We start from the raw sequence: 26336 nt of genomic DNA, 5'->3' as shown, positions 1-26336 counted from the left end.
ATGGGGGGGGGGAAGAGACCGGAAGAGTGGCTGGTTACTTGCCCTGCAGGGGGGCAATGCTTTCCAGCACATGATGCAGCAGCCGGGCCTGGGTAGCGAAGGAAGCCGTGGTGGCATACACGTACACCACCAGCACGTGGCGCTGCGAGGTGGTCACCCGCGCATCGTAGCGCACTTCTTGGCCATTGACGAAGCAGGTGCCTGTGCTTTCCAGAAAGTCGAGACCGTGCGAGGAGACGTTGTGCTCTTCGTGGCGGGTGGCCCCCAGATGGCGCAGCAGGCGCTGCAGCGCTTTGGCCGGCCGCAGGCTGGCGTGGCGGCCCCGCAGCTGTCCTACCCAGAGCACGGTATTATCGTCGGGGTTGTGGTAGCGCAGCACCTCCACCGAGTCGGTGCGCTGGTGCGTCACGCTCCAGTGGGCCGGCACCTCGTATTTGACCTGAAACTGCCGGTTCTGAACCGTGGTCATATGCTGGGCCCAAACCGGGCTTGGCAGCCCCAGCACCCCTACAAGCAGTATTAAAAACGATAAACGGGCCATGACTGAAAGCGGAAAACGGGAAGCATCTGGAGCAGAGGCAAGACGGCGCGGGCAGCTGCGTCGTGCGGCCGGCCCTCAAGCGGGCGCGGCAAGCGGGGCCGGATTAGTGCGGGTCGTCGTAGCCCAGCAGGTTCAGCTCAAACACGAGGCCCGGGCGGTTGCTGGTGCCGGGGTTGGGCAGCAAGGCTCCCAGGCATAGCTGCAGGCGTTTGGTGGCCAGGTAGTTAAATCCAACTACCGAGGCGCTGGTGTAGTTGTTGCCCGAAATAAAGTCGCCCATGAAAAGCAGCTTTTTTGTCACCGGAAACTCGGCTCCCAGCAGCAGGCCGGCCCGGTTGCCGGCGCCCAGCGTACCCCGGTCGGAGAGGTAGGGGCCGGCCACCACCTTCACGTGGGAGCGGGGGATCCAGGCCCAGGTGTTGTAGGAGAAGTGCGTCAGCTCCCGGCTCACCCCGCTAAAGCGGATGGGGTTGAGGCCCACCTGCGTGCCGATGCTGGTGCTGAGGCGGTCTGAGAGAAAGAAGAACTTCTGGCTCGTCAGCTTTACCAATGGGGCCAGCGGAATGCTGCGGTTGTCGGGGTTGGTGCCCAGCCAGTCCTTGCGGCCGCGGCGGAAGTTCATCTGCAGGTTCACCACGTTCAGGCCGGCCTCCCAGCCCTTGCCCAGGCCGTACACGAAGTGGTTTTTCGATTCGAAGTAGCCCCGGTTGTAGATGTTGGTCTGGTGCTGAAAAAACACCTTGCCCTGCGGCGTCAGGTCGCCGGCCGGAATATTGAACAGATTCTGCTGGCCTTGGGCCGAGTAGCGAATACTGAGCAGCAGCACCAGCAGTAGCCGGCCGGAGCCGGAAGCGGAAAAAAAGCGGTTTATGGTCACTGGCTCAGCGTGTTCAGTACGGGCGTAGTGCCGTTGGTGATAATGGTTTTGGAGTTCTGCGACTTCGACAGCTCCCGGAAAGCCTCAATGGACTTAAACTTGAGCACGGCCGGCGTCAGGTCGCGGTTGATGAGCTGGTTGGTAACCCGCACGGCTTCAGCCTCAATGCGCATGGCTTCCGCCTTGCCTTTGGCCTGAATGATATTGGCCTCCTGCTCGCCCTGCGCCCGCACCACGGCAATGCGTTTTTGCCCTTCGGCCTCAATCACGCGGCGTTCCGCGTCGCGGGTTTCGCGCTGCTTCTGAAACTCCATGCGCAGGGCATCCTGCTCAGCTTCCAGCCGATCCTCAATGGCTTTGGCCAGGCCCGCGGGCAGCGTGATGTTCTTCATCAGCACATTCTCAATCTCGAAGCCCTTGCTACTCAGCACCTCGTTCATGCGCGCCTGAATAGCGGTTTCAATCACGCCCCGCTCGGCGCTGTGCATGTCTTTGGCGAAGTAGCGGGCACACACGTCGGCGGCGGCCGAGCGGAACACGGGCAGAATCAGGATGTTGGCGTAGTCGCGGCCGGTGGTTTGCAGAATGTTAGGCACCTGCTCGGCCTTCACCCGGTACAGAATGGAGATGTCGGAGCCAATGGATAAGCCCTCCTTGGACGGCAGATTGGAGCGGATTTCCAGGTTCTGGGTCGTGACGGGCACCTTAATGATGGTCGTCAGGAAAGGATTGAAGGTCTTGGGGCCCGATAGGATAACCTGCTGATCGAGGCGACCCAGCGTGCGTTTCACGCCTATTTCGCCCTGCCGCACGGTGGTGCAGCCGCTCAGCACCAGGCCGGCCGCCACCAGCAGGCCAGCCAGCGGGCGCATCGTCAGCACGGAGCGGTGCAGGCTATACGAACAGAGCGTGGCCAGTATCGCGCGTACTTCCTCGCGCCCCACACTCCGATGGGCCGCAAGTGGAGTGAGCGGCAGCCGGGCGCAAAGCATGGCATACGGCCGCCTGATCAGTCGGGGACGGAAGTGGGGGAGGAAAGACATAACCGCAGAATTTAGTCTTGCTACCATTATTGGTAGTTTTACTATCATATACAATAGCGTTAATATTTTGGTTGCTTAATGCTTCATATTTTTTTGACATGAATCGGCAGAATAAAGGCAGCGCTATTTTATTTGATAGTAAAGCTATTTTTTTGAAAAGTATGTTTATGTTTGCACCGGCAAAACCACCCCGCTGTTTCCTCTTCCATCCTTAAGTCCCTTGTTTATGCAACCCAAAGCCCGTATCACAGTAGCCGCCGGCGACGGTATTGGCCCCGAAATCATGACCCAGACCCTGCGCATACTGGATGCCGCCGGAGCCGCGCTGGAGCCCGAATTCATTCATGTGGGCGAGCAGGTGTACCGCGCCGGGCACGCCTCGGGCATCGGACCGGAGGCCTGGGAATCGTTGCAGCGCACGCGGGTGCTGCTCAAGGCGCCCATCACCACGCCGCTGGGCGGGGGCTACAAAAGCCTGAATGTGACGCTGCGCAAAACCCTGGGCCTGTATGCCAACGTGCGCCCCTGCCGCTCGCTGTATCCGGCCGTGGCCACCCGCCACCCCGACCTGGATGTGGTCATCATTCGCGAAAACGAGGAGGACCTCTACGCCGGCATCGAGCACCAGCAAACCCCCGATGTGGTGCAGTGCCTGAAGCTGGTGAGCCGGCCCGGCTGCGAGAAAATCGTGCGCTACGCTTTTGAGTACGCCCGCCGCCACGGCCGCAAGCGCGTGACGTGCATGACCAAGGACAACATCATGAAGCTCACCGACGGCCTGTTTCACCGCGTGTTCATGGAAATCGGGCAGCACTACCCCGACATCGAGCAGGACCACCAGATCATCGACATCGGTACGGCCCGCCTGGCCGACACGCCCGAGCAGTACGACGTGGTGGTGACCATGAACCTGTACGGCGACATCATTTCCGATGTGGTGGCCCAGCTTACGGGCTCGGTGGGGCTGGCCGGCTCCTCCAACATCGGCGACCAGGGCGCGCTGTTCGAAGCCATTCACGGCTCGGCCCCCGACATTGCGGGCCGCGATATTGCCAACCCTTCGGGTCTGCTACAAGCCGCCGTGCTCATGCTCATTCACTTAGGGCAAAACGAGGTAGCCGCCCGCGTGCACAATGCCTGGCTCTGCGCCTTGGAAGACGGCCTGCACACGGCCGACGTGTACCGCCCCGAAACCAGCCAGGCCAAAGTCACGACCACGGGCTTTGCCGATGCCGTGATTGAGCGCCTGGGTCGGGTGCCGCAGCAGCTGCGCCCGTTTCAGGTGGGCCAGAACATGGAGCGGGCTGCGCCCTCGGTGCGCTACGAGCGGGCCCCGGTGGTGCAGCAGCTGGTGGGCGTCGATGTGTTTGTGCGCTGGGACGGCACTGACCCCGCGCAGTTGGGCCAGCAGCTGGCGACCCTCGCCGGGCCGCTGCTCCGGCTCAAAATCATTACCAACCGCGGCGTGAAAGTGTATCCCGACGGGCACCCCGAAACTTTCTGCACCGACCACTGGCGCTGCCGCTTCGTGGCGGCCAGCACTGCGCCTGATGCCTATGCGTCCGTGCAGTTTGGCCAGGTGCTGGCACTGCAGCATCGCATGGCCGAGGACAACGTGCTGATCATCAAGACCGAGAACCTGTATCTGATGGACGGGCAGCGGGTGTTTTCGCTGGGGCAGGGCGAGTAGGGCCGGGCTTTAATCGGGAATTAACCTGCATTTAATTCCTTCTTAAGACTGGGCCTGCGCCAGGGCACTACCTTTGCTCCGCGAACTGAAAGCAGGCGTATGGCCAGCTATTGCGGTGCTTTTTTTGGTTGAAGCAGTAGCTTTGGCTAATAGAAGTATTACTTGCCCGTTGGGCGAAGTCTCACCTGTTTTCCCGCTACCTTACTATGAGTACCATCCTGCGCATCGACCTGAATGAGAAGCTCTACCTGCGCGACCCGCAGGACACGGACCTGGGCCGCCGCCTGATTGGCGAAAGCGTGAAGCTGATTGATGAAATCGGCTTCGAGCAGTTCACTTTCAAGAAGCTGGCCCTGCGTATCGAGTCCACGGAGGCCTCGCTCTACCGCTATTTCGAGAACAAACACCGGCTGCTGGTGTACCTGGTATCGTGGTACTGGGCGTGGCTGGGCTATCAGATCCGGTTTCATACCCACAACGTGCCCGACCCGCGCGAGCGAATGCGCCTGATTCTGGGCATCCTCACCCGCGCCCACCACGACGACCCCGCCACCACCGAGCTGGACGAGGCCGCGCTCTACCGCATCGTCATCAACGAGGCCTCCAAATCGTACCTCACCCGCGAGGTGGATGCCGACAACCAGGTGGGCCTGTTTCGGGAGTATAAGCGCTTGGTGGCCGATATCACGCTGGTGATACAGGCGCTGAACCCAGCTTATGCCCACCCGCACGCGCTGGCCAGCACCCTGCTGGAGGCGGCCCGCAAACAGCTCTTTTTTGCCCATCACCTGCCCTCGCTCACCGATGCGCCGGATAAGAGCGAAGCCGAAAAACAAATTTATTCCTTCCTCGAAAACCTGGTTTTCGCCGCCCTGCGGTAATGAGTTTTTAGTTGTCAGTTGGTAGTTGTCGGTTGTCAGTTTGTTCAAGACTAACAACTGACAGCGAACAACTGACGACTACCAACTGACAACTGACAAAATATGGCAGATTCTCATCCGTCCGCTCTTACACCCGGTCAGCGCCTGTTTCAGCTGCTGGCCTCGGAGCGGCGCGACATTACGTACTTGTATGTATATGCGGCGCTGGCCGGGCTCATCAGCCTCACGCTGCCGCTGGGCGTGCAGTCGGTGATTGGGTTTGTGAGCAGCGGGGCCGTGAGCACGTCGTTGGTGGTGCTCATCGGCTTCATTGTGCTGGGCACGCTGCTGGTGGGGGCGTTGCAGGTGATGCAGGTATATCTGGTCGAATACATTCAGCAGCGCCTGTTTGCGCGGGTGGCGCTGGATTTTGCCGTGCGCCTGCCCCGCGTGCGTACCGAGGCCCTCGACGGCCAGTACCTGCCCGAGCTAATGAACCGCCTGCTCGACGCGCCCACGCTCCAAAAGGGTCTTTCCACGCTGCTGATTGAGTTTTCGGCCGCCGCGCTGCAGATTCTGTTCGGCCTGATTCTGCTCTCGTTCTACCATCCGGTCTTCATTGCCTTCGGCCTGCTGCTGGTCGGCCTGCTGGCCCTCATGATTCGTCTTACCGGTCCGCAGGGTCTGCGCACCAGCCTGGCCGAAAGCAAGTTTAAGTACCGCGTGGTGGCCTGGCTCGAAGACGTGGCCCGCACGGTACACACGTTCCGCCACCCGCCCCGGCAGGAGTTGGCCCTGCGCCGCACCGACGACCTGGTGGAAGGCTACCTGCTGGCCCGCCAGAGCCATTTTCGGGTGTTGGTCACGCAGTATTGGGGGTTCGTGGCGTTCCGCACGCTTATCACGGCGGCGCTGCTCACCATCGGGTGCTGGCTGCTCATTGCCAAGCAAATCAACATCGGGCAGTTTGTGGCGGCCGAAATCGTAATTATTCTGACCATTTCGGCGGTGGAAAAAGTGCTGCTGAAGCTGGATGTGGTGTATGACGCGCTGACCTCGCTCGACAAGATCGGGCACGTGCTCGACCTGCCCACCGTGGCCGCCCACGCCGGCTCCAACCTGCCGCTGCCGGCCGGCCGCACCGGCATGCGCGTCGAGCTGCACCACCTCAGCTACCAGTACCCCGGCACCAAAAAGCACCCGCTGCACGATATATCCCTCACCTTGCAGGCTGGCGAGCACCTGGGCCTGGCCGGCTTCGATGGTTCGGGCAAAACTACCCTGCTACGGGTGCTGGCCGGCCTGCTGGAAGGCTATTCGGGCGTGGTGGCCTACGATGGGCTGGCCCTGCAGGACATTGCCACCGAAGACCTGGGCCACCACATCGGCGACAATATCTCGCACCAGAGCGTGTTTGATGGCACGCTGCTCCAGAATCTGACCCTCGACCAGCCCCACCTCACGCCCGACGATGTGGCCTGGGCCCTGGAGCTGGTGGGCCTGCGCGACGACGTATATTCCCGGCCGCTGGGCCTGAGCACGCCGCTGGGCGTGGGCACCCCGCTGGCCGAAAGTGCCCGCCAGAAGCTGCTGCTGGCCCGCGCCCTGCTGCACCGCCCGCGCCTGCTGCTGCTCGACGACTTCCTGCCCGGCGTAGCGCCCACCGAGCGCCTGCGCGTGCTGGGCCGCCTGCTGGCCCCCGACCAGCCCTGGACCGTGCTGCTGGCCTCCAACGACCCGCGCGTGCTGGCCCTGTGCCCGCGCGTGGCGCAGCTCCGCAACGGCCGCCTCATCGCCGACGGCCCGTATTCGGAAATGACGGGGAACGAGCAGTAAGCAGCAGCCTCGTCATGCTTCATCCGACATACGCGCAGTGAAGAACCTTATTAGAATAGAAACGAGTCGTTGTAATGAACATCGCTCCACTACAAGGTTCTTCGCTTCGCCTACGCCGGATGAAGCATGACAGACTGCTCATTGCTCAATGTTAACTGCTAATTGATCCTAAGATGCCGTTTGCTGAAAAACCACTGGCTGCCACCGACCCGACGACGAGCCGATTCCGCTCGTTTGGCTACGTGCAGACCCCGCGCACGGGCCGCGTGCTGGCCCGCGTGCTGGCCGTGCTGGGTGGGCTGGTGCTGCTGGCCGGCTTCCTGCCCTGGACGCAGAACATCCGCTCGACCGGCACGCTCACCACCCTGCGCCCCCAGGACCGCCCCCAGACCGTGCCCAGCACCATTGCCGGCCGTATTGACCGCTGGCGCGTGCGCGAAGGCCAGGCCGTGCGCAAGGGCGACACGCTGGTGACCATCACCGAAATCAAGGAGAAGTACTTCGACCCCGAGCTGCTGGCCCGCACCCGCGAGCAGTTGGAGGCTAAAATTGCCTCGTTGCAGGAAAACCGGGCTAAGGGCGAAGCCCTCAGCGAACAGCAAAACGCCCTGCGCGCCGGTCTGCAGGTGAGCCTGGACAAAGCCCGCAACAAGGTGAGCCAGACCCGCCTGAAGGTGAACTCCGACGAGGCCGAGCTGCGCGCCGCCAACAACGACTTTGACATTGCCCGCCAGCAGTTGGCCCGCCAGGAAGAGCTGTACCGTCAGGGCCTCAAGTCCCTGACCGAGCTGGAGCAGCGCCGCCTCAAGTTCCAAGAGAGCACCGCCAAGCGGCAGGCCGTGGAAAACAAGCTGGGTGCCAGCCGTCAGGAGCTGACCAACGCCCAGCTGGAGCTGTCGTCGTTGGCCGCCGAGTACCAGGATAAGCTGGCCAAGTCCGAGTCGGAGCGGCGCTCTACCACGGGCTACCAGTTCGATACCGAGGGCCAGATTGCCAAGATGCGCAACGAGCTGGCCAACCTCAGCATCCGGGCCGGCTACTACCAGATTACGGCCCCCCAAGACGGCTATGTGGTGCGGGCCCTGAAAGAAGGCATCGGGGAGATGGTGAAGGAAGGTGAAGCCATTGTGACGGTAATGCCCAACGCGCCAGCCCTGGCCGCCGAGTTGTATGTGCAGCCCATGGATATTCCGCTGCTGCGGGTGGGCCGCCAGGTGCGGCTGCAGTTCGACGGCTGGCCCGCGCTGGTGTTCAGCGGCTGGCCCGGCACCAGCTTCGGCACCTTCGGCGGCATCGTGTCCGTTATTGATAATATCGACTCCCAGGGCCAGTACCGCATCCTGGTCACCCCCGATCCGGCTCAGGAACCCTGGCCCAAGCCTCTGCGCGTAGGTTCCGGCGTATATGGCTGGGCGCTGCTCGATGATGTGCCGATCTGGTACGAACTGTGGCGGCAGGTGAACGGCTTCCCACCTAATTTTGTGGGCAACCCCAATGCCAGCGCCAAAGACGGCAAGGCCAAGAAAGCCGATAAAGCGGCGAAAGCCGACAGTGAGGAGGAGGAAGCTAAATGAGGATGTCGTTGAAAAGGCTGCTGAAGCTGACGTTGGCCGGGTCGCTGCTGGCCGGGGGGCTGGCTGCGCCGGCGGCTGCCCAGCGGCCCGCCGCCGGGCAGGGCCTGGGCCGGCCGCTGCCGGCTCCGCTGGTTGCCGTGCCAGTGGCCGCCCCCGATTCCGGCCAGGTATTTTCCCTCGCCGACCTGCTTACCTACGTCACGCTGCGGCACCCGGTGGCCCGGCAGGCGGCGCTGCTGCCCGAACGGGCTTTGCAGGAAGTACGCTTTGCCCGCGGCCTCTTCGACCCGGCCGCTACCAGCAAATACTACGGCAAGACCTTCGGCGGCAAGGAGTATTTTCACGACTGGGACGCGAGTTTGCGCGTGCCGGTGTGGTACGGCCTCGACCTCAAGGCGGGCTTTGAGCGGGGCGTGGGCTTCAGCGTCAACCCTGAGAGCAAAACCTCGCAGCCGGGCTTGAGCTACGTGGGCCTGTCGGTGCCGCTGGGCCAGGGCTTGCTGATAGACGAGCGCCGCGCCGCCGTGCGCCAGGCCCGCGCCCTGCAGGGCCTGGCCGAAGCTGAGCGCCGCGGCGCCCTCAACAAGCTGGTGCTGCAGGCCGCCAAAGACTATTGGGACTGGAGCCTGAGCTATCAGCGGCAGGCATTGCTGCGCCAGAACGTAGAGCTGGCCGACGTACGCTTCCGGGCCGTGCGCGAGCGGGTGCGCCTCGGCGACCTGGCCGCCATCGACTCGGTGGAGGCTCTCACGGAGCTGCAGAACCGCCAGGCCACGCTGGCCCAGGCGCAGGTGCAGTGGCAAAATGCCACCCTGCTGCTCAGCAACTACCTCTGGGACGAGCAGCAGCAGCCCCGCGAGTTGCCCGCCACCGTGCGCCCCCAGGTACTGCCCGCCGCCTGGCCCGCCTTGCCCCCCGATTCGCTGGTCGCCCTCACCGAGCTGGCCCAGCAGCTGCATCCCGAGCTGCAGAAAAGCCGCGCCAAGCTCAGTCAGTTGGGTGTCGAGCGCCGCTTGCTCTCCAACAAGCTGCTGCCCAAGCTCACCCTCGACTATAACCTGCTGCAGGCCGGCCAGCCCTTCAACCCCGAAACCGGAGCCAGCTTCAACGGCTCCTATCTGCAGAATAACTACAAGCTGGGCGTGAGCTTCGCCTATCCGCTGCTGTTGCGCCAGGAGCGGGCTAAGCTCCAGCTCAACCGCCTGAAGCTGCGCGAAACCGAGTTGGATCTGCAGCAGGACACCCGCGAAATCCAGACCGGCGTGCGCACCGTGGCCAACGACTGGGCCGCCCTGCGCGAGCAGCTCACCTTGCAGGAGCAGGTGGTCCGCAACGCCGAGCGCCTACGCCAGGGCGAGCAAATCCGCTTTGAAAACGGCGAAAGCTCTATCTTCCTGCTCAACTCCCGCGAGGCCTCCCTGGTGAGTGCCCGCGTGAAGCTGGCCGAACTGCAGGCCAAATACGCCCAAACCCAGGCCATGCTGCGCTGGGCCGCCGGCGGAGTAGAGGAGTAGGGCTGAGGTAGTTGCCAGAAGAACGTCACTCCGAGCATGTGGCGCATCAAGCCAGGGACCGAGGAATCTCGCGTGCTGACGTTGCAATTGTATTGTCATGCTGAGCTTGTCGAAGCATCTCGCGGGCTGACGTTGGAGTAGTAATCAAACGTCAGCCCGCGAGGCGCTTCGGCTGCGCCCAACATGCCTCGCTCTGTTGGCTTCCAACCCCGGAATTTCCGAACTTGGCCGTATGTCTGAGTCCGCCCTTGCTCTGTCTATGCCCCGGATGCGCCAGCGTCTGCAGCTGCTGCTGCTGCTGGGGGCCTCGCTCACGCTGAGCGCGGTGCTGATTACGCTACGCGTGTTCTGGACCCACGAGCTGGTGTTCGTATTTCTGCTCTGGAATCTGTTTCTGGCCCTCATTCCGTTTGGGTTAAGCACCATGCTGGGTGTAGCGGCGGGCCGGCTGAAAGCGCGGCTGCTGGTGCCGGTAGGCCTAGCCTGGCTGCTGTTTTTCCCCAACGCGCCCTACATCCTCACCGACCTGTTTCATCTGGAGCGCCGCGCCGGCGTGCCCTACTGGTACGATCTGGCCCTGATCCTGAGCTGCGCCTGGAACGGGCTGATGCTCACCTACGCCTCCCTGCTGGATATGCAGGCCCTGGTGGCGCGCCGGCTGGGCTGGGCCGCCGGCTGGATTTTCGCCACCGTGGCCCTGCTGCTCAGCAGCTTCGGCATCTATCTGGGCCGCTTCCTGCGCTTCAACTCCTGGGATGTCATCACCAACCCGCTCAGCCTGTTCTACGATATCCTAAGCCGCCTGCTGCATCCGCTCGAGCACCCGCGGGCCTGGGGCGTCACGCTGCTCTACGGCGTGTTTCTGCTGCTGGGCTATGCCACCGTGCGCCTGCTGGGCCGCCTGGAACAACGCCCATCGTCATAGCCATAGCGGCCTCCCGGTGGCTATGTACAGTTGGAGATATAGAAAGCCGACGAACCAGCCCAAACAGTACCTACAATAAACGCAGCCCTGCTCCAAACCAGCTGTAGCGGCTAGTCAGCTTGCAGGTAAGCATTGCAGTATCTGTTGGCTTTAGCTGAAGCAGCTACAGTTGATTTTAGAATAGGTGAAATCCGCGTAACCTGAAAAAAGACAGAAATAAATTCTCTGAGTACAGCATAAAAGATAATAATTTATTAATATTGAATCGGCAAAATGCAGTCTAAACAAAGCATAGTGCTGACTACGAGGTTTTGAGTTTGTTAGCCTGGGTGATAAAGTATTGCTGCGCAGGCTGGTAGCAACTCGGGCTGATAAGTAAGACCATTCGACTATTTCTTAAGTTCTGCCGGCTAGCGTCGGATGATTCACTGTGCGCAGGCAGTACGGCCTGTTCCATGTGTACAGCCCCGCACAAATGGCAAGATTCGGCTATAAATGAGTATAATAATTACTGATAATATATAAGTGGTTTAACTGATTAGCTGCTTGAAAAAACGCTCATAAAACGAAAGAGTACGTGCCTGAATTTCCTTTTTATAAGCAGCCGGAAGCGCTTGACTGTGGTCCGGTCTGTTTGCGCATGGTGGCCAAATACCACGGCCGCTACTTTAGCCTGCAAACCCTGCGCAAAAGCAGCGAGCTAAATCACGAAGGCGCCTCTATCAATGGCATCAGCAAGGCCGCAGAGGCCATCGGGTTTCAGACGTTGGGGGTGAAGCTTAATTTTTCCCGCCTGGCCAGCGAGGCTACGCTGCCCTGCATCGTGCCTTGGAAAAACAATCAGTTCGTCGTCGTTTGGGGCTTTAAAAAGAAAAGATTTTCTTCGCGCAAAAATAATACCCACACGCTCGTACAGATTGCCGACCCGGCCCAGGGTCTGCTTACCCAAACGTACGAGGAATTTATGGCGGGCTGGCTGAGCTACCGTCAGGAAGGCGTTAGCCAGGGCAATGTATTGCTGCTGGAGCCCAAGCCGGAATTTTACCTGGATAAATCACTAGATTCCGGGAGAAAAGTAGGCTTCAGAGAGGCTTTTGCCTATCTGTTTAAATACAAAAGCCTACTGGTGCAGCTGCTTTTCGGGCTGTTGGTAGGCAGCGCATTTCAGCTGCTATTGCCTTTTCTGGCCCAATCGGTGGTCGATATTGGAATAAACACGCACAACATGCGGTTTATTTATATCATTCTGATTGCCCAGCTCACGCTTTTTGCCAGTCAGAACATCGTTGATTTTATTCGCGGCTGGATATTATTGCATATCAGCTCACGCGTCAATGTGATGATTCTGTCAAATTTCCTGTCTAAGCTGTTGCGGCTGCCTATTTCGTTCTTCGATACGAAGCTGTTTGGCGACATCATGCAGCGCATAAATGACCATGAGCGGATAGAAACATTCCTGACCAGTACGTCGCTATCGGCCATGTTTTCGCTGCTCAGTATTTTTATTTTCGGAATAGTACTGGGTATTTATGACTTTACCATATTCCTGATTTTCCTGTTTGGCACGCTGGCTTACGTGGCGTGGGCGCTGGTATTTCTGAAAAACCGCCGCGAGATTGATGGACTGCGTTTCACGGCCCAGGCCCGTAATCAAAGCGCCATTGTGCAACTCATTCAGGGCGTGCAGGATATCAAACTCTCCAACTCGGAGCGGCAGAAGCGGTGGGAGTGGGAGAAGATTCAGGCGGCGCTGTTTAAAATAAACTACCGGGGGCTGGCCACCATGCAATACCAAAAGGCCGGCGCGGTATTTATTAACGAAGGAAAAAATATTCTTATTACATTTCTGGCCGCCAAAGCCGTGGTGGACGGGCATATTACCCTGGGTACGATGCTCACTATTCAATATATTCTGGGCCAGCTGAATAAGCCGGTAGAGCAGCTGATTTTATTCACCCAAACCTGGCAGGATGCGCAAATAAGCCTGGAGCGGCTCAACGAGATTCATGCCCTAGAAGATGAGGAGCCCGGCTCGGCAGTAGGCCTGCAGACGCTACCGGCAGAAAAATCAATTCGCCTGAAAAATGTTGATTTCGCCTATCCGGGAGCGGAGGCGCGCTTGGTGCTGCATGGTATCAATCTGCATATTCCGGCCGGCAAAACTACGGCGCTGGTAGGGGCCAGCGGCAGCGGCAAAACCACGCTGCTGAAATTATTGCTGAAATTCTACCAGCCCACGCGCGGCAAAATTCAGGTCAGCCACATCAGCCTCGATCAGATAGGGCAGGAGGCCTGGCGCGACGAGTGCGGCGTAGTGACGCAGGAAGGATTTATTTTCTCCGATACCATTGCCCGCAATATTGCCGTGGGCGAAGAAAATTATGACACGGCCAGGCTATTGCACGCGGTGAAAGTAGCCAATATTCAAGAGTATCTGGAGTCGCTGCCTTCCGGATTTAATACCCGCATCGGGATGGATGGCAACGGCATGAGCCAGGGCCAGCGGCAGCGCCTGCTGATAGCTCGAGCGGTCTATAAAAATCCGTCGTTTCTGTTTCTGGACGAAGCCACTAATTCGCTGGATGCCACCAACGAAAGTGCCATTCTTAATAATCTCAAGCAGTTTCTGGATAAGCGCACCGTGATTGTGGTAGCACACCGCCTGAGCACCGTGCGCCATGCCGATAATATTGTGGTGATGCACAACGGCAGCGTAGTGGAGCAGGGCACGCACGATATTCTGGTGAGCCAGCGCGGCTATTATTACACGCTGGTGAAAAATCAGATTGAGCTGGACTCGTAGCCGCTTTGGCGCTAATTATTGACTGCGGTTTTAGGCCTGGCTCCGGCCGAAATAAAATACCTGCACCGAATAAAAAGTATGACCTCAACACTTGTAACCCACAGCGACGAGCTGGAAGAAATTATTACCTCGCGCCCGCACTGGTTTATTCGTATCGGCACGAGCCTGTTTTTCGTGCTGCTCGCAGCGTTGCTCACGCTGAGCTACCTGGTGAAGTTTCCGACTATCGTGCGCTGCACGTTTTTTATGACCTCCAGCAACGCGCCCAAATCGGTGGTGGCCAAGCTGAACGGCCGCATCGTGCAGATTTTGGTGCGCGAGAGGCAGGCGGTGGCACCGGGCCAGCCGCTGGCTTATCTGGAAAGCACGGCCAACCACGCCCAGGTGCTGAAGCTGGCGCAGTATCTGGACCAGCTGAGCCAGAACCACCCGTCTGCCCGCCTGATGCCCACTGATTTTCAATCCGTTGACTTTGCCAATCAGCTGGGGGAGCTGCAGAGCCGCTACCAGGAGTTTGCCCAGATTCGTTCGCAATACCATAGTACCGGCGCGGCGGCGTTTTTCAGCAAAAAGCAGCAGCTGCTGGAGGGCGAGTTGGCCAATCTGAAGCGGATTGAAAAAAACCTGACCCAACAATCGGAGCTGTACAGCAGCGACTCGCAGCTGGCCGGCAAGGAGCTGGCGGCGCAGCAGCAGCTGGCCACGCAGGGCGTTATCGCGCCGGCCGACGTGCGGCGCGAGGAAAGCCGGGCGCTGGCCAAGCAGTTTCCGCTAAAACAGGCCGAATCGGCGCGGCTGAACAACATCTCGGCCCAGGCCGCCAAAGAGCAGGAGCTGCTGGAGCTGAACAAGCTGGTGCGCGACCAAGCGGAGGCTTACCTGCAGAGCCTGAATACGTTGCGCAGTGCCGTGGCCGACTGGAAAAGCCGCTTCATCCTGTCGGCTCCCGGCGCCGGCAAGGTGTATTTTTCCCGGTTTCTGGAAGTGAACCAGGTGGTGCGGGCCAACGAGGAAGTGTTCTTTCTGGGCTCGACCTCTACGCACTACTACGGGCAGATGCTGGTGCCCCAGCAGAACCTGGGCAAAGTGAAAGTGGGCCAGAAAGTGCTGATTAAGCTCGACGGCTATCCATTCAAGGAATACGGGCTGCTGAACGGCAAAATTGCTACCATTGCCGAGATGCCCACCACGGACAATAACTTCCTGGCCAAGGTGGTGCTGCCCGATGGCCTGCGCACCACCTACGGCAAAAAGGTGGTGTACCGCAACCGCATCAGCGCCACGGCGGAGGTGATAACGGAAGAAACCAGCCTGTTTGACCGGATTTTCTATCAGCTGCGGGCCAGCTTCGGCACGCTCAACTAAGTAGGCAGCCATCAGCACACCCAAGTTGCGGCGTATTGAGCAACAGCCCCAGCGGGGCGAAATATCGGTAGCCATAACCAGCACAAAGTAGCATGAGCCCCAGCGGGGCGGCACCAACTGTTGAACGAGGTGCCGCCCCGCTGGGGCTTTAGTACTACTTCCGATTCGTTTTGCTACCGACATGTCGCCCCGCTGGGGCTGCCGGACGGTGAAAAATCCGCGTGAATCCGTGGTTTATTCCCACTCAATGGTAGCCGGGGGCTTGCTGGAAATGTCATACACCACGCGGTTGATGCCGCGCACCTGGTTGATGATCTTGTTCGAGATGTCGGCCAGAAATTCGTAGGGCAGGTGGGCCCAGTCGGCGGTCATGCCGTCCACGCTGGTCACGGCGCGCAGGGCCACCACCTGCTCGTAGGTGCGCTCATCGCCCATCACGCCCACGCTCTGAATGGGCAGCAGCATCACGCCGGCTTGCCACACTTGGTCGTAGAGGCCGTATTCCTTCAGGCCATTGATGAAAATAGCATCGGCCCGCTGCAGCAGGTCCACTTTCTGGGGCGTGATGTCGCCGAGGATGCGGATGCCCAGGCCGGGACCGGGGAAGGGGTGACGGTGCAGAATAGGCGCGGGCAGCCCCAGCGTGTGGCCCACCTCGCGCACCTCATCCTTAAACAAGGCCCGGAGCGGCTCCACAATGCGCAGGTTCATTTTCTCAGGCAGCCCGCCCACGTTGTGGTGGCTCTTGATGGTCACGGCCGGCCCCTTCACCGACACCGACTCAATTACATCCGGATAAATGGTGCCCTGGGCCAGCCAGCGGGCGCCTTCTACTTTCTGGGCTTCGCGGTCAAATACCTCGATGAACGTGCGCCCGATGGCCTTGCGCTTCAGCTCCGGGTCCGTCAGGCCGGCCAGCGCGGCGTAGAACTCCTGGGCGGCATCCACGCCGCGCACGTTCAGACCCAGGTCTTTATAGGAGTGCTGCACCTGCTCATACTCATTCTGGCGCAGCAGCCCGTTGTTCACGAAAATGCCGTGCAGGCGGGCCCCAATGGCTTTGTGCAGCAGCAGCGCCGCCACCGAAGAATCCACCCCGCCCGAGAGGCCCAGAATTACCTGGTCCTGCTCGCCGATCGTGCGCTGCAGCGTGGCCACCATGCTATCCACGAAGTGCTCCGGGGTCCAGCTTTGGTCCAGCCCGCAGATGTTCACCACGAAGTTCTGGAGTAGGGTTTTGCCGTCGGTGCTGTGCGTCACTTCGGGGTGAAACTGGATGCCATACGTATCTTGCCCCGCCACCTGAAACGCCGCCACGGTCACTTCCGGCGTGCTGGCAATGATATCGAAGCCCGCGGGTAGCGTCTTGATCGTGTCGCCGTGCGACATCCAGACCTGCGACTCGGTGGGCACGCCGTGCAGCAGCGGGCTGTCGTGGTGCACCCGCGCCAGGCGGGCGCGGCCGTACTCGCGGATGGTGGCGGGCAGCACCTCGCCGCCGTGCTGCTGGGCCAGCAGCTGGGCCCCGTAGCACACGCCCAGCACCGGCACCCGGCCCAGGTAGCGGCTCAGGTCGGGGTTAGGCGCTTCCGGGTCGCGCACCGAGCACGGCGAGCCTGAAAGCACCACGCCCCGGATGTCCTCAGTGAGGTCCGGGGCGTGCGTATAGGGGTGAATCTCGCAGTACACATTCAGTTCCCGGATGCGCCGGGCAATGAGCTGCGTGTACTGGGAGCCAAAATCGAGAATCAGGATTTGTTCGGGCATGCGGCAAAGGTAGGCAGGCATCCGGGTCGGGCAAAATTCATTGCCCAGGCAGCCGGGCGGGAAAGCGCCTGATTTTGTTTTAGTAGTACTCCGCAAATAAAATTTGTGATTATATATTGTTATAATAAAAGTATTTGTTTGTATAATTACATCGAAATACGGGTTCTGCTTTGTGCTATTGCCTGCGCACTCGTCATCTTTCTACTCTCTTTTTAGCCATACCGCTGCATGAAAAGCATCGTCCGTTCCTTCGCTGTGCTGTTTGGTCTGTCCCTGCCGCTGGGGGCCCTGGCCCAAACCAACCAAAGTGCCTCCACCCGCCAGCTGCCCACCGAGTCGCTGGCCGTGCTGATGCCGGCCGGTGCCGGCGGCGCGCCAGCCGCTTCGGCTGCCGAGCGCAGCCGCCTGTATGCAGGCACGGTGCTGAACGAAAAAGGCCAGCCGCTGGCCGGGGCGCTGGTTTCCATCGGCCCCGACAAAGATCAGGTGGCCGTTACGAATGCGGAAGGCACGTATATGCTGCGCTCCAAGGCCGCCGTGCCTATGCTGCACGTGAGCTACGCCGGCTACGAAGACGTGGAACTGAGCCTGGCGAGCCCACAGCCCGTCACCTTCAACCTGGCTCCCGTTCCTGACTACAAGCGGCAGCTTAAAAAGCAGACCAAAGCTGCGGTGAAAGCCTACTATAAGAAGTAGTCGTCGGCGCGGTGCGCGGCATTGTATAGTGCCCGGCGGCGGTCGGCGGGGTTGGCACCAGCGGTTGGTCCGCTATTCGGGGCGCTTCGCCGGGCAGCAGTCTGTCTTCACAGAAAATCAAAAAAACAGGCATCGGATAAGACGTAATTGCGTGGCGGCTTTGTTGGGCTGGTTGGTTAACAGGTAGCCAAAAGCTGCTCATCTTTTCAGTTTACGATTCCTATGCGTTCTTTCTCCTGCTTTTCCGGTGCGCTGCTCAGCTTGAGTCTGCTGCCGGCCCTGGCCGCTTCGGCCCAAACTACTTCGAGCACTTGGGTGGCTACCCAGCAACCCGCGGCCCAGCCGACTAAGCCGGCCGCGCCGCTTGTGCGCTACATCACCGGTCGGGTGCTTAGTGCGGCCGGCGAGCCGCTGGCGGGCGTTACCGTCACGTTCGGCCTGCTCTCGGGCCGGTCGCAGACTACTATTTCTAATTCGAACGGGGAGGTGCTGTTGGCCGCCACCGAGCCGGCCCTGACGGTGGGCGTGAGCTACGCCGGGTATCAGGAGGCGCGGCAGCAGCTTCAGGGCCCCGAGCCGTTTACTTTCCGCCTCGAGGCCATCCCCGGCTACAAGAAAGACCTCAAAAAGCGCAGCAAAGCCGCGGTAAAAGCCTTCCGCAAGCACTAGTGCCGGCGCGGCCGCAAAAATAAAGCGGCTGAGTATCTGATGGAAACATAGAAATAGCCGCAATCATTTGCCCGGCCATAGCGGTAGCGCAACAGACATCGTGTATATTTGCACCCGGCGAGTCAGAACGACCAGCTCCTGTTGAACTCCCCCAGGACCGGAAGGTAGCAAGGGTAGACGGTTGAGCGGTGCGATTTTGGCTCGCTTTTTTTTGCCCTTTTCCTAAGCCCCAACCCTGACCAGCGCCGCGTTTGCCGGCAAACGGTTAGCTTTGGGGTATTCTTTTTTCCAAGCAATTCCCGCATGAAATTCTTCATTGATACCGCCAATCTCAAAGACATTCAGGAAGCCGTAGACCTCGGCGTGCTGGATGGCGTGACCACCAACCCCTCATTGATGGCCAAAGAGGGCATCAAGGGCCTGGACAGCGTGATGGCGCACTACCGCCAGATCTGCGAGATGGTGGAAGGCGACGTATCGGCGGAGGTTATTGCGGTTGACTTCGCGGAAATGGTGCGCGAAGGCGAAATGCTGGCCGATCTGCACCCGAACATCGTGGTGAAGGTGCCCATGACGCGCGACGGCGTGAAGGCCATCCGCTACTTCTCCGAGAAAGGCATCAAGACTAACTGCACCCTGATTTTCACGGCCGGGCAGGCGCTGCTGGCCGCCAAGGCCGGCGCTACCTACGTGTCGCCATTCGTGGGCCGGCTCGATGATATCGGGCACGATGGCCTGCAGCTGGTGGAGCAGATCGTGCAGATTTTCAGCAACTACGGCTACCCCACGCAGGTGCTGGCTGCTTCCGTGCGCCACATGCCCCACCTGATTCAGTGCGCCGAAATCGGGGCCGACGTGGTGACCTGCCCGCTGAGCGTGATTACGGGCCTGCTGAAGCACCCGCTCACCGACAGCGGCTTAGCCACCTTCCTGGCCGACCATAAGAAGGTTAATTCTTAGGTCAATTTGCTGATTCTGTAATGTGCTGATGTGCTGCTTATCCCTGCTTGGGAGAGGTTATCTTACAACAGCACATTAGCACATCAAAAAATTAGCACATCAAACCGATGTACATCATCAAAGTAAAGGGCAAGGCCAAGATTCCAGACTACATTCAGTTGCGGAACGAGGAGTTTGTGCTCATCGCCTACTTCCGGGCCGACCGGCCGCTGAAGGACTTGCACCGCTACGGCTTGGAAAGCAAGGAAACTGAGCTGGCTGCCATCATTGCCGGCCTGGAATTTGGCAAGCTCCAGAAGCTGGAAATCTGATTTTGGGGGTCTTGGGGTCTTAGTTATCTGGTCTTTGTGCTGGCAAACCCAAGACCTCAAGCCTATGAGACCCCACCAACCAAGCCCCTAAGTCCCCAAGCCCCAAGACCCCAAAAAAGCATGTCCGTTATTGAATTGCACGATGTCTACGTGTCGCAGGACGTGAATACGGTGCTGCAGAAAGTGTCGTTCACGCTGGAAAAGGGTGAGTTTGCGTACCTGGTGGGGCGCACGGGCTCGGGCAAAAGCTCTTTGCTCAAAACCCTGTATGCCGATCTGCCGGTAGGGGCGGGGGCGGCCACCGTGGCCGGCTACGCCTTGCCCAAGCTGAGCAGCAGCAAAGTCCCGTTTTTGCGCCGCAAGCTGGGCATCATCTTCCAGGATTTTCAACTACTGTTCGACCGCACAGTAGCCGAAAACCTGCTGTTTGTACTCAAAGCCACCGGCTGGAGCGGCAAGGCCAAGATTCAGCAGCGCATTTCGGAAGTGCTCATGCGGGTAGGGCTGGCCGGCTCGGCCAGCAAGATGCCCCACCAGCTTTCCGGCGGCGAGCAGCAGCGCGTGGTTATTGCCCGGGCGCTGCTGAACGAGCCGCTGCTGCTGCTGGCCGACGAGCCCACCGGCAACCTCGACCCCGACGTGGCCGACAGCATTATGCGCCTGTTCGTGGAAATCAACAACTCCGGCACGGCTGTGCTCATGGCCACCCACAACTACCAGATCATCCGGCAGTATCCGAAGCGGGTGCTGAAGTGCGAAAACGGCCAGCTGATTGACTCGGCCGTTACGCCGTTTCAATTAAAAATGGAGAATTAAGAATTAAAGATTATTTAGTGGCCCATAAGCATGGATAAGCTCGGTGCCTGAGCCGGCGGCGAGGCAATGCCTACTGCGCCGTTGCCCCATTTTTAATTTTTAATTCCGCATTCTTAATTGAAAAAGGGTCTTTCCGTACTGATTCCGGTGTACAACCGCGACGTGACGGTGCTGGTCAGTACCTTGCTGGAGCAGGCCGCCGACTGGGGCGGGCCGGTGGAGATTCTGTGCCTGGATGATGGCTCAAGTCCGGAATTTCGGGAGCTGAACCGCCTGCTGGCTGTGTGGCCGCTGGTGTGCTACCAGGAGCTGCCGCACAACGTGGGCCGCGCCGCCATTCGCAACCGCCTGGCTGCCGCCGCTCATCACGAGTGGCTGCTGCTGCTCGACAACGACAGCCTGCTGCCCGACGACCAGTTCGTTGCCCGCTACGCCGCGGCCCGCCCGCTGGCCCCGGTGCTGGTGGGCGGCACCCTCTACGAGTTCAGCCCGCCCACCGACCCGCGCCTGTACCTGCGCTGGCACTACGGCCGCCACCGCGAAGCCCGCCGGGCCGCCGTGCGCCAGCCCACACCCCACGCCCAACTTACCCTCAATAACATTCTGATTCAGGCCGAAGTATTTCGCCGCTTCGGCCTCGACGAAGACCTGACGCGCTACGGCCACGAAGACACCAAATTTGGCTGGCGGCTGCGCGAGGCCGGCACCATTGTGCGCCACCTCGACAACCCCGTGCTGCACGACGGGCTGGAGCCGGCCGAAGATTTTCTGCGCAAAACCCACGAGGCCGTGCGAAACCTGGCGCTGCTGTACCGGGCCGAAGGGCTGGGCACCGAAACCCGCCTGCTGCGCACGGCTTTGCAGCTGCGCAAAAACGGCCTAGGCTGGCTGGCCCGCCCCGCCCTGGCCGCGCTGGAGCCCACGCTGCGCCGCAACCTGCTCTCGGCCACGCCCAGCCTGCGGCAGCTGGATCTGCTGAAACTCTCGTGGCTGCTGCGGGAGTTGGGACAGGGGTGAAGTCAGATTAGGAAGCTTAACAAGCAGAACGTCCTGCTGAGCTTGCCGAAGCATCTCGACCGTTTCGTTGGATTACCATTGCAACGATGCGGTAGAGATGCTTCGGTAAGCTCAGCAGGACGTTCTATTTTGTCTTTTTCGGAATTCTTAGTGAGGGATTGCAACGAAAAAAGGCCCGCTACACAATGTGGCGGGCCTTTTCTACTGAATAAATGCAACTTAGTCGTTGTCGGTGTTCTTCACCTCCGACTTCACTTCCTTGTAGGCACCTTTCACGGCATTGCCCACTTTGCTGCCTACTTTGGCGGCGCCCTGGCCCACATCTTTACCAGCTTCCTTCACGTCGGAAGCGGTGTTGCGGGCGGCCTGGCCTACTTTGCTGCGTTCGTCGGCGGTTTCTCCTTTCATTTCACGGGCCTCGCCGCTCACGGCATCGGCGCCCTGGGCAGTGCGGGCTTCGGTTTTGTCGAATGACTTGAAGGCGGCATATTTCAGCTTTTCCTTCTGAATCTCGGCCAGGTCGCGGGCCGGAATATCGCCTTTCACCTTGTCGTAGGCCTCATCGAGGGCGCGCCACTCGGTGTTGATGTAGCGCCAGTCGTCAAGGTCGTACTTGTCCTCGTTTTGCTTCACGTTATTGACGAAGTTTTCGTAGGTGGCGCGGGCGTTGGCGGCCGTTAGCTGGGCGGCGGGGTTCATGGCCTTGTAGTATTTGCCGGGCTTGCCGGTGCCGGTGGTGCTACCCGTGGCCGTGCTGCTTACCGTGTTGGGGCGGTTGCGCCAGGCCATGTCGCGCTTGTCGTAGGCGGTAGTGTAGCGGGTGCGCAGCTGCTCTATTTCCTGGCGGCGGGTATCGTCGTATTGGTCGGCGTAACGGTCTACGGCGGCTACTTTGGTATCGAAGTCGGCTTTGAGCTGGGCTGTTTCGGCGTTGTAGTCGGCTTCAGTGGCCGCGGCGGCGTTATCGGCTTTGGTTTCTACGGTGGCCACGTAGTCCTTGAAATCGTTGTAGGCCTGGTCGCTTTCCTGCGATACTTCCTTCTTTTCGGCCTGCGTGCAGTTGGTTTGGGTGAAGGTGAGGCCGCCCATCGTGAGCAGCGCGGCCAGCGTGTGGAGGGTGAGAGTTTTCTTGAGCATGGTGAGTAGCGTTGAGAGAACGGAGAATAGCAACATCTGAATGCTGCTCTGCCGGACTTAACGCAAACCTTTCGGCGGGGGTTGTGCCCGGAATGCGCCGGCCGGCCCGGAAACCGTACCGCGGATTTTGGGGAGAAATCAGCCAGCTGCCCGAATCACGACCCGCCGGCGCTATCTTTGGCTCTCACTTTCTCCGCGTCCTTTGTTCCCGATTTCTGCCCCGCCCGCGCCCATTCAGATGCTGGATCTGGCTGCCCAGCACGCCGCCATTCAGCCCGAGCTGGACGCCGCCCTGCAGCATACGCTGCAGGAGGCCGCTTTCATTCAGGGGCCGGCCGTGCAGGCATTTGCCCAGGAGCTGAGCGCCTACCTCGGCGGCCCTCACGTCATTCCGTGCGCCAACGGCACCGATGCTCTGCAGCTGGCCCTGATGAGCCTGAACCTGCCAGCCGGCACCGAAATCATTATGCCCGCCTTCACCTATGTGGCCACGCTGGAGGCCGCCGCCATTCTGGGCCTGCGCCCCGTGCCGGTAGAAGTGCGCCCCGATACGTTCAACCTCGATCCGGCGGCCGTGGAAGCGGCCATCACGCCCCGCACGGGCGCCATTATCGTGGTGCATCTGTTCGGGCAATGCGCTGATTTAGCGGCTTTAACGACAATAGCGGCGAAACACAGCCTACCCATTATTGAAGACAATGCCCAGGCCATCGGGGCCACCTACCAGCTGGCCGGCGGCCAAACCGTGGCGGCGGGCACGGCCGGCTACGCGGGCACCACCTCGTTTTTTCCCTCCAAAAACCTCGGGGCCCTCGGCGACGGCGGGGCCCTGTTTACCACCGATGCCAATCGTGCCCAGCTGCTGCGCCAGCTCGCTAACCACGGCCAGACCCGCAAATACCACCACGAGCACATCGGCCTCAACTCCCGCCTCGACACGCTGCAGGCCGCTTTGCTGCGCGTGAAGCTGCGTCACCTGCCCGCCTGGACCGCCACCCGCCAGCGCCTGGCCGCGCAATATGATGCCGCCCTGGCCGGCCTGCCTGGCCTGCACATTCCGGCCCGCGACCCGCGCAGCACTCATGTGTTTCATCAATACACCCTGGTGGTGGAAGAAGGCCCGGCCGGCGGCCCCAACCGCCGCGACCAGCTCCAGGAGTTTCTGCAGGCACGAGGCATTCCCAGCGTGGTGTACTACCCCTTGCCTAACCACCTGCAGCCCGCTTACGGCTACCTGGGCTACCGCGCCGGGCAGTTTCCGGTGGCTGAGCGGCTGTGCCGCACGGTGCTGTCGCTGCCCATTCATCCTACGTTGACGGATGAGCAGGTGGCGTATGTGGCGCAGGCGATAAAAGCGTTTGCCGAACGGAAATAGCGGTTTTTTTCGGAGCTTGCCCCGCTGCTTTCGTTATTCATAAGTCCGGTTATTTTGTCTGAATCTACCTCTCCCGTACGTTTCGCCATCTGCGGCGTGGGCCACATTGGCCGCCGCCACGCCTCGTTTGTGCAGAGTCACTCCGATGCTCGCCTGGTAGCTTTGATTGATACTGACTCAGGCCGGGAAGCCGCGCTGGTCGCCGAATTTGCGGGCGTGCCGTTTTTCGCTTCGCTGGAAGAATACCTGGCCCACGGCCCCCAGGCCGATGTTCTGACGGTGGCCACGCCCAACAATCTGCACGCGCCGCAGGCCATTTTGGGGCTGCGGCACGGGCTGCATGTAGTCATCGAAAAGCCCATTGCGCTGCGCAAGGCCGATGCCGAGGCCATTGTGCACACGGCCCTGCAAACCGGCCGGCTGGTGTTTGGGGTGATGCAGAACCGCTACTCGCCGCCGGCCGCCTGGCTCAAGCAGGTGTACGACGAAGGCCGCCTGGGCCAGATTTACCTCGTCCAGATCAACTGCTTCTGGAACCGCGACGCCCGCTACTACCAGGCCGGCGGCTGGAAGGGCCGGCAGGCGCAGGACGGCGGCACGCTCTTCACCCAGTTCAGCCATTTCGTGGATCTGCTCTACTGGGTATTCGGCGACATCACCAACATCTCAGCCCGCTTCCGCGACTTCAACCACGAAACGCTCACTGATTTCGAGGACTCCGGCCTGGTCACCTTCGATCTGCTGCGCGGCGGCAGCGGCACCTTGCAATATAGCACCGCCGTGTGGGACCGGAACCTGGAAAGCTCCCTGACGGTGGTAGCCGAGCACGGCAGCCTGCGCATCGGCGGCCAGTACATGGACAAAGTGGAGTACTGCCACCTGCGCAACTACGCCATGCCCGAGCTGGCCCCCACCAACCCCGCCAACGACTACGGCCCGTATCAGGGCTCTGCCGCCAACCACGTGCAGATGATAGAAAACGTAGTGGACACGGTGCAGAAGCGCAGCTTTGCCACGACTAATGCGCTGGAAGGAATGAAGGTGGTGGAAATTATTGAGCGGGTGTATAGCTTGAAGTGATCCGCTCCGGCTGCAAACCAATTAGCCGCTGCTTGATCGGAACCGCGTATATTGATGCACTATGGCTCACCTACGTATTCCACAGCAGCCCTTAACGCAACTCTGCCGCCGCTTCGGGGTTCAGCAGCTGCACCTGTTCGGGTCAGCACTGACGGAGGCATTCGATCCGGCTACCAGCGACGTAGATGTGCTGGTTACGCTGCTGCCCGCGCCGCCCGTGGAGCAGGGAGAAGCGCTGTTGCAACTGTGGGAGGCGCTCGAAAATCTGTTTCAGCGCAAAGTAGACCTGCTCACGCCCGACTCGCTACGCAATCCTTATCTGAAAGCCGAAATAGAGCGTACCAAACAGCTGGTTTATGACGTCGCCCGGCCGCAAATATCTGTTTGACATTCTGCGGGCCATCGAGCTGGCCGAGGATTTCGTGCGCGACATTCCTGACTTTGCCGCTTATCGGGCCGACGTCAAAACGCGCAGCGCCGTGGAACGGCAGCTGGGCATTGTGGGCGAAGCGGTGAATCAGCTGCGCCGGGTGTGGCCCCACGCCGAGCTGCCTAACACGAAGCAGATGGTTGATTTTCGTAACCGGCTGATTCACTCCTACGATAACATCGACGACGTTATCGTGTGGGCCATTCTGCACAGGCACCTGCCTGCTTTGAAAGCCGATGTGCAAAGGCATCTGGCCGAAGGAGAGTAGAAGTGTATTCTCTCGCTCAATGATTTCCGAAGACCAGTCCGCCTACGCCGCGCTGCAGCAGTGGCAGCAGCAGATGCAGCGGCCGCCGTCGCTGCTGAACCGCTTCGCTCACCACGTGCAAACCCGGCTCAATGCGCTGCTGCCCGAGAAGGTGCATCAGGCCATCACCGCTGCCATCAAGCAGATGGTGCGCGGCGTGCTGTTTGGCTCCACGTACACCACGCGCCAGCCGGTGCTGGATGCCTCGCTGGTGGCGCGGGAGGCGGCCGTGCGCAGCCACATTCGCTACTACCGCAACACGGCCGCGGCTGAGGGCGCCCTCACCGGCGCGGGCGGCTTCCTGCTCGGCCTCGCCGATTTTCCCCTGCTGCTGGGCCTCAAGCTCAAGCTGCTCTTCGACGTGGCCGCCCAGTACGGCTACGACGTGAAGGACTATTCCGAGCGGCTCTACCTGCTGCACATTTTCCAACTGGCCTTCAGCAGCCAACACACCCGCAACGCCACCTACCGCCGCCTCGCCGACTGGGAAAACTACCGCCACACCCTGCCCACCGACGTGCAGGAGTTCGACTGGCGCACCTTCCAGCAGGAATACCGCGACTACATCGACCTGGCCAAAATGGCCCAACTGGTGCCTGTGATTGGGGCGGCGGTGGGGGCAGTGGCCAACTACCGCCTCCTCGAGCAGCTCGGCAAAACGGCCATGAACTGCTACCGGATGCGGTATTTCGCGGCTCACGGGCCGGAGCAGTAGCGAGAAAAGACCGTCATTCCGAGCGCAG

The 26336-nt window shown here is 60.4% G+C and carries 24 protein-coding genes and 1 other RNA gene; 20 read left to right on the top strand and 5 right to left on the bottom strand.

Features of this window, described 5'->3' with window-relative positions:
* Positions 1-34: 34 nt before the first annotated feature.
* From BUB62_RS06710 to BUB62_RS06700, 3 genes are all read right to left on the bottom strand, one after another.
* Positions 35-469, bottom strand: coding sequence for a hypothetical protein (locus tag BUB62_RS06710; protein WP_073107807.1), 435 nt, complete (start codon positions 467-469; stop codon positions 35-37).
* 175 nt (positions 470-644) lie between these two features.
* Complete coding sequence (locus BUB62_RS06705; RefSeq protein WP_084538879.1) at positions 645-1418, bottom strand: hypothetical protein; 774 nt, start codon at positions 1416-1418, stop codon at positions 645-647.
* Positions 1415-2461, bottom strand: coding sequence for a prohibitin family protein (locus BUB62_RS06700; protein ID WP_234988645.1), 1047 nt, complete (start codon positions 2459-2461; stop codon positions 1415-1417). The genes BUB62_RS06705 and BUB62_RS06700 overlap by 4 nt, the downstream gene beginning before the upstream one ends.
* A 226-nt stretch (positions 2462-2687) precedes the next feature.
* On the opposite strand from BUB62_RS06700, the gene BUB62_RS06695 reads away from it, so the two are divergent.
* The 8 genes from BUB62_RS06695 to BUB62_RS06660 all read left to right on the top strand — a co-directional run bounded on the left by BUB62_RS06695 (position 2688) and on the right by BUB62_RS06660 (position 15028).
* Positions 2688-4151 (top strand): NADP-dependent isocitrate dehydrogenase, encoded by a 1464-nt coding sequence (locus BUB62_RS06695; protein ID WP_073107801.1) that lies wholly within the window; start codon positions 2688-2690, stop codon positions 4149-4151.
* Positions 4152-4357: 206 nt separating this feature from the next.
* Positions 4358-5032, top strand: a complete 675-nt coding sequence (locus BUB62_RS06690) for a TetR/AcrR family transcriptional regulator (RefSeq protein ID WP_073107798.1) — start codon at positions 4358-4360, stop codon at positions 5030-5032.
* 102 nt (positions 5033-5134) lie between these two features.
* Entirely contained in the window at positions 5135-6847 is a 1713-nt protein-coding gene (locus tag BUB62_RS06685) for a peptidase domain-containing ABC transporter (RefSeq protein WP_073107795.1), read from the top strand.
* Positions 6848-7020: 173 nt separating this feature from the next.
* Positions 7021-8421 (top strand): HlyD family secretion protein, encoded by a 1401-nt coding sequence (locus tag BUB62_RS06680; RefSeq protein ID WP_143164061.1) that lies wholly within the window; start codon positions 7021-7023, stop codon positions 8419-8421.
* Between the two features lie 8 nt (positions 8422-8429).
* A complete protein-coding gene (locus tag BUB62_RS06675; RefSeq protein WP_159437415.1) occupies positions 8430-9935 on the top strand; it encodes a TolC family protein in 1506 nt (501 codons plus the stop codon).
* 232 nt (positions 9936-10167) lie between these two features.
* Positions 10168-10860, top strand: a complete 693-nt coding sequence (locus tag BUB62_RS06670) for a DUF1361 domain-containing protein (protein ID WP_084538877.1) — start codon at positions 10168-10170, stop codon at positions 10858-10860.
* 577 nt (positions 10861-11437) lie between these two features.
* Positions 11438-13663 carry a peptidase domain-containing ABC transporter gene (locus BUB62_RS06665; RefSeq protein WP_073107789.1) on the top strand — a complete coding sequence of 742 codons (2226 nt, stop codon included), beginning with the start codon at positions 11438-11440 and terminating at the stop codon, positions 13661-13663.
* A gap of 78 nt (positions 13664-13741) precedes the next feature.
* Positions 13742-15028 (top strand): HlyD family secretion protein, encoded by a 1287-nt coding sequence (locus BUB62_RS06660; RefSeq protein ID WP_073107785.1) that lies wholly within the window; start codon positions 13742-13744, stop codon positions 15026-15028.
* Between the two features lie 234 nt (positions 15029-15262).
* On the opposite strand, the gene guaA is transcribed toward BUB62_RS06660, so the two are convergent.
* Positions 15263-16795, bottom strand: coding sequence for a glutamine-hydrolyzing GMP synthase (gene guaA, locus BUB62_RS06655; RefSeq protein ID WP_073107783.1), 1533 nt, complete (start codon positions 16793-16795; stop codon positions 15263-15265).
* Between the two features lie 228 nt (positions 16796-17023).
* Here guaA and BUB62_RS06650 point away from each other — a divergent pair, with 228 nt between their 5' ends.
* The 7 genes from BUB62_RS06650 (at position 17024) to BUB62_RS06620 (ending at position 21264) form a co-directional block, all read left to right on the top strand.
* Positions 17024-17491 (top strand): carboxypeptidase-like regulatory domain-containing protein, encoded by a 468-nt coding sequence (locus tag BUB62_RS06650; protein ID WP_073107781.1) that lies wholly within the window; start codon positions 17024-17026, stop codon positions 17489-17491.
* Positions 17492-17713: 222 nt separating this feature from the next.
* Complete coding sequence (locus BUB62_RS06645) at positions 17714-18160, top strand: carboxypeptidase-like regulatory domain-containing protein (RefSeq protein WP_073107778.1); 447 nt, start codon at positions 17714-17716, stop codon at positions 18158-18160.
* Positions 18161-18274: 114 nt separating this feature from the next.
* Positions 18275-18371: signal recognition particle sRNA small type (ffs, locus tag BUB62_RS06640), an RNA gene on the top strand.
* A gap of 92 nt (positions 18372-18463) precedes the next feature.
* A complete protein-coding gene (fsa, locus tag BUB62_RS06635; protein WP_073107775.1) occupies positions 18464-19120 on the top strand; it encodes a fructose-6-phosphate aldolase in 657 nt (218 codons plus the stop codon).
* A 107-nt stretch (positions 19121-19227) separates the two neighbouring features.
* Positions 19228-19431, top strand: a complete 204-nt coding sequence (locus BUB62_RS06630) for a fructose-6-phosphate aldolase (protein ID WP_073107772.1) — start codon at positions 19228-19230, stop codon at positions 19429-19431.
* A 120-nt stretch (positions 19432-19551) separates the two neighbouring features.
* On the top strand, positions 19552-20247 hold the full coding sequence (locus BUB62_RS06625) for a cell division ATP-binding protein FtsE (protein WP_073107769.1): 696 nt from the start codon (positions 19552-19554) through the stop codon (positions 20245-20247).
* Positions 20248-20364: 117 nt separating this feature from the next.
* Positions 20365-21264 carry a glycosyltransferase family A protein gene (locus tag BUB62_RS06620; RefSeq protein WP_073107766.1) on the top strand — a complete coding sequence of 300 codons (900 nt, stop codon included), beginning with the start codon at positions 20365-20367 and terminating at the stop codon, positions 21262-21264.
* A gap of 219 nt (positions 21265-21483) precedes the next feature.
* On the opposite strand, the gene BUB62_RS06615 is transcribed toward BUB62_RS06620, so the two are convergent.
* A complete protein-coding gene (locus BUB62_RS06615; RefSeq protein WP_073107764.1) occupies positions 21484-22401 on the bottom strand; it encodes a hypothetical protein in 918 nt (305 codons plus the stop codon).
* Between the two features lie 202 nt (positions 22402-22603).
* Here BUB62_RS06615 and BUB62_RS06610 point away from each other — a divergent pair, with 202 nt between their 5' ends.
* The 5 genes from BUB62_RS06610 (at position 22604) to BUB62_RS06590 (ending at position 26308) form a co-directional block, all read left to right on the top strand.
* Complete coding sequence (locus BUB62_RS06610) at positions 22604-23776, top strand: DegT/DnrJ/EryC1/StrS family aminotransferase (protein ID WP_234988644.1); 1173 nt, start codon at positions 22604-22606, stop codon at positions 23774-23776.
* Between the two features lie 54 nt (positions 23777-23830).
* Positions 23831-24856 (top strand): Gfo/Idh/MocA family protein, encoded by a 1026-nt coding sequence (locus BUB62_RS06605; RefSeq protein WP_073107758.1) that lies wholly within the window; start codon positions 23831-23833, stop codon positions 24854-24856.
* A 61-nt stretch (positions 24857-24917) separates the two neighbouring features.
* On the top strand, positions 24918-25244 hold the full coding sequence (locus tag BUB62_RS06600) for a nucleotidyltransferase family protein (protein WP_073107755.1): 327 nt from the start codon (positions 24918-24920) through the stop codon (positions 25242-25244).
* Positions 25213-25554, top strand: a complete 342-nt coding sequence (locus tag BUB62_RS06595; RefSeq protein ID WP_073107752.1) for a HepT-like ribonuclease domain-containing protein — start codon at positions 25213-25215, stop codon at positions 25552-25554. Before BUB62_RS06600 ends, BUB62_RS06595 begins: the two co-directional genes overlap by 32 nt.
* 19 nt (positions 25555-25573) lie before the next feature.
* Positions 25574-26308 (top strand): EcsC family protein, encoded by a 735-nt coding sequence (locus tag BUB62_RS06590; protein WP_073107749.1) that lies wholly within the window; start codon positions 25574-25576, stop codon positions 26306-26308.
* The last annotated feature ends 28 nt before the right edge of the window (positions 26309-26336 follow it).

It is taken from the genome of Hymenobacter daecheongensis DSM 21074 (assembly GCF_900141805.1).
Lineage (GTDB): Bacteria > Bacteroidota > Bacteroidia > Cytophagales > Hymenobacteraceae > Hymenobacter > Hymenobacter daecheongensis.
This window is presented reverse-complemented; position numbering and strand designations above follow the sequence as displayed.

Bases quoted from the DNA above. Each gene is read 5' to 3' on its own strand.
- BUB62_RS06710 (WP_073107807.1), bottom strand. From the start codon at position 469: ATGACCACGGTTCAGAACCGGCAGTTTCAGGTCAAATACGAGGTGCCG.
- BUB62_RS06700 (WP_234988645.1), bottom strand. From the start codon at position 2,461: ATGTCTTTCCTCCCCCACTTCCGTCCCCGACTGATCAGGCGGCCGTAT.
- BUB62_RS06695 (WP_073107801.1), top strand. From the start codon at position 2,688: ATGCAACCCAAAGCCCGTATCACAGTAGCCGCCGGCGACGGTATTGGC.
- BUB62_RS06690 (WP_073107798.1), top strand. From the start codon at position 4,358: ATGAGTACCATCCTGCGCATCGACCTGAATGAGAAGCTCTACCTGCGC.
- BUB62_RS06685 (WP_073107795.1), top strand. From the start codon at position 5,135: ATGGCAGATTCTCATCCGTCCGCTCTTACACCCGGTCAGCGCCTGTTT.
- BUB62_RS06680 (WP_143164061.1), top strand. From the start codon at position 7,021: ATGCCGTTTGCTGAAAAACCACTGGCTGCCACCGACCCGACGACGAGC.
- BUB62_RS06670 (WP_084538877.1), top strand. From the start codon at position 10,168: ATGTCTGAGTCCGCCCTTGCTCTGTCTATGCCCCGGATGCGCCAGCGT.
- BUB62_RS06660 (WP_073107785.1), top strand. From the start codon at position 13,742: ATGACCTCAACACTTGTAACCCACAGCGACGAGCTGGAAGAAATTATT.
- guaA (WP_073107783.1), bottom strand. From the start codon at position 16,795: ATGCCCGAACAAATCCTGATTCTCGATTTTGGCTCCCAGTACACGCAG.
- BUB62_RS06650 (WP_073107781.1), top strand. From the start codon at position 17,024: ATGAAAAGCATCGTCCGTTCCTTCGCTGTGCTGTTTGGTCTGTCCCTG.
- BUB62_RS06645 (WP_073107778.1), top strand. From the start codon at position 17,714: ATGCGTTCTTTCTCCTGCTTTTCCGGTGCGCTGCTCAGCTTGAGTCTG.
- fsa (WP_073107775.1), top strand. From the start codon at position 18,464: ATGAAATTCTTCATTGATACCGCCAATCTCAAAGACATTCAGGAAGCC.
- BUB62_RS06630 (WP_073107772.1), top strand. From the start codon at position 19,228: ATGTACATCATCAAAGTAAAGGGCAAGGCCAAGATTCCAGACTACATT.
- BUB62_RS06625 (WP_073107769.1), top strand. From the start codon at position 19,552: ATGTCCGTTATTGAATTGCACGATGTCTACGTGTCGCAGGACGTGAAT.
- BUB62_RS06615 (WP_073107764.1), bottom strand. From the start codon at position 22,401: ATGCTCAAGAAAACTCTCACCCTCCACACGCTGGCCGCGCTGCTCACG.
- BUB62_RS06600 (WP_073107755.1), top strand. From the start codon at position 24,918: ATGGCTCACCTACGTATTCCACAGCAGCCCTTAACGCAACTCTGCCGC.
- BUB62_RS06595 (WP_073107752.1), top strand. From the start codon at position 25,213: ATGACGTCGCCCGGCCGCAAATATCTGTTTGACATTCTGCGGGCCATC.
- BUB62_RS06590 (WP_073107749.1), top strand. From the start codon at position 25,574: ATGATTTCCGAAGACCAGTCCGCCTACGCCGCGCTGCAGCAGTGGCAG.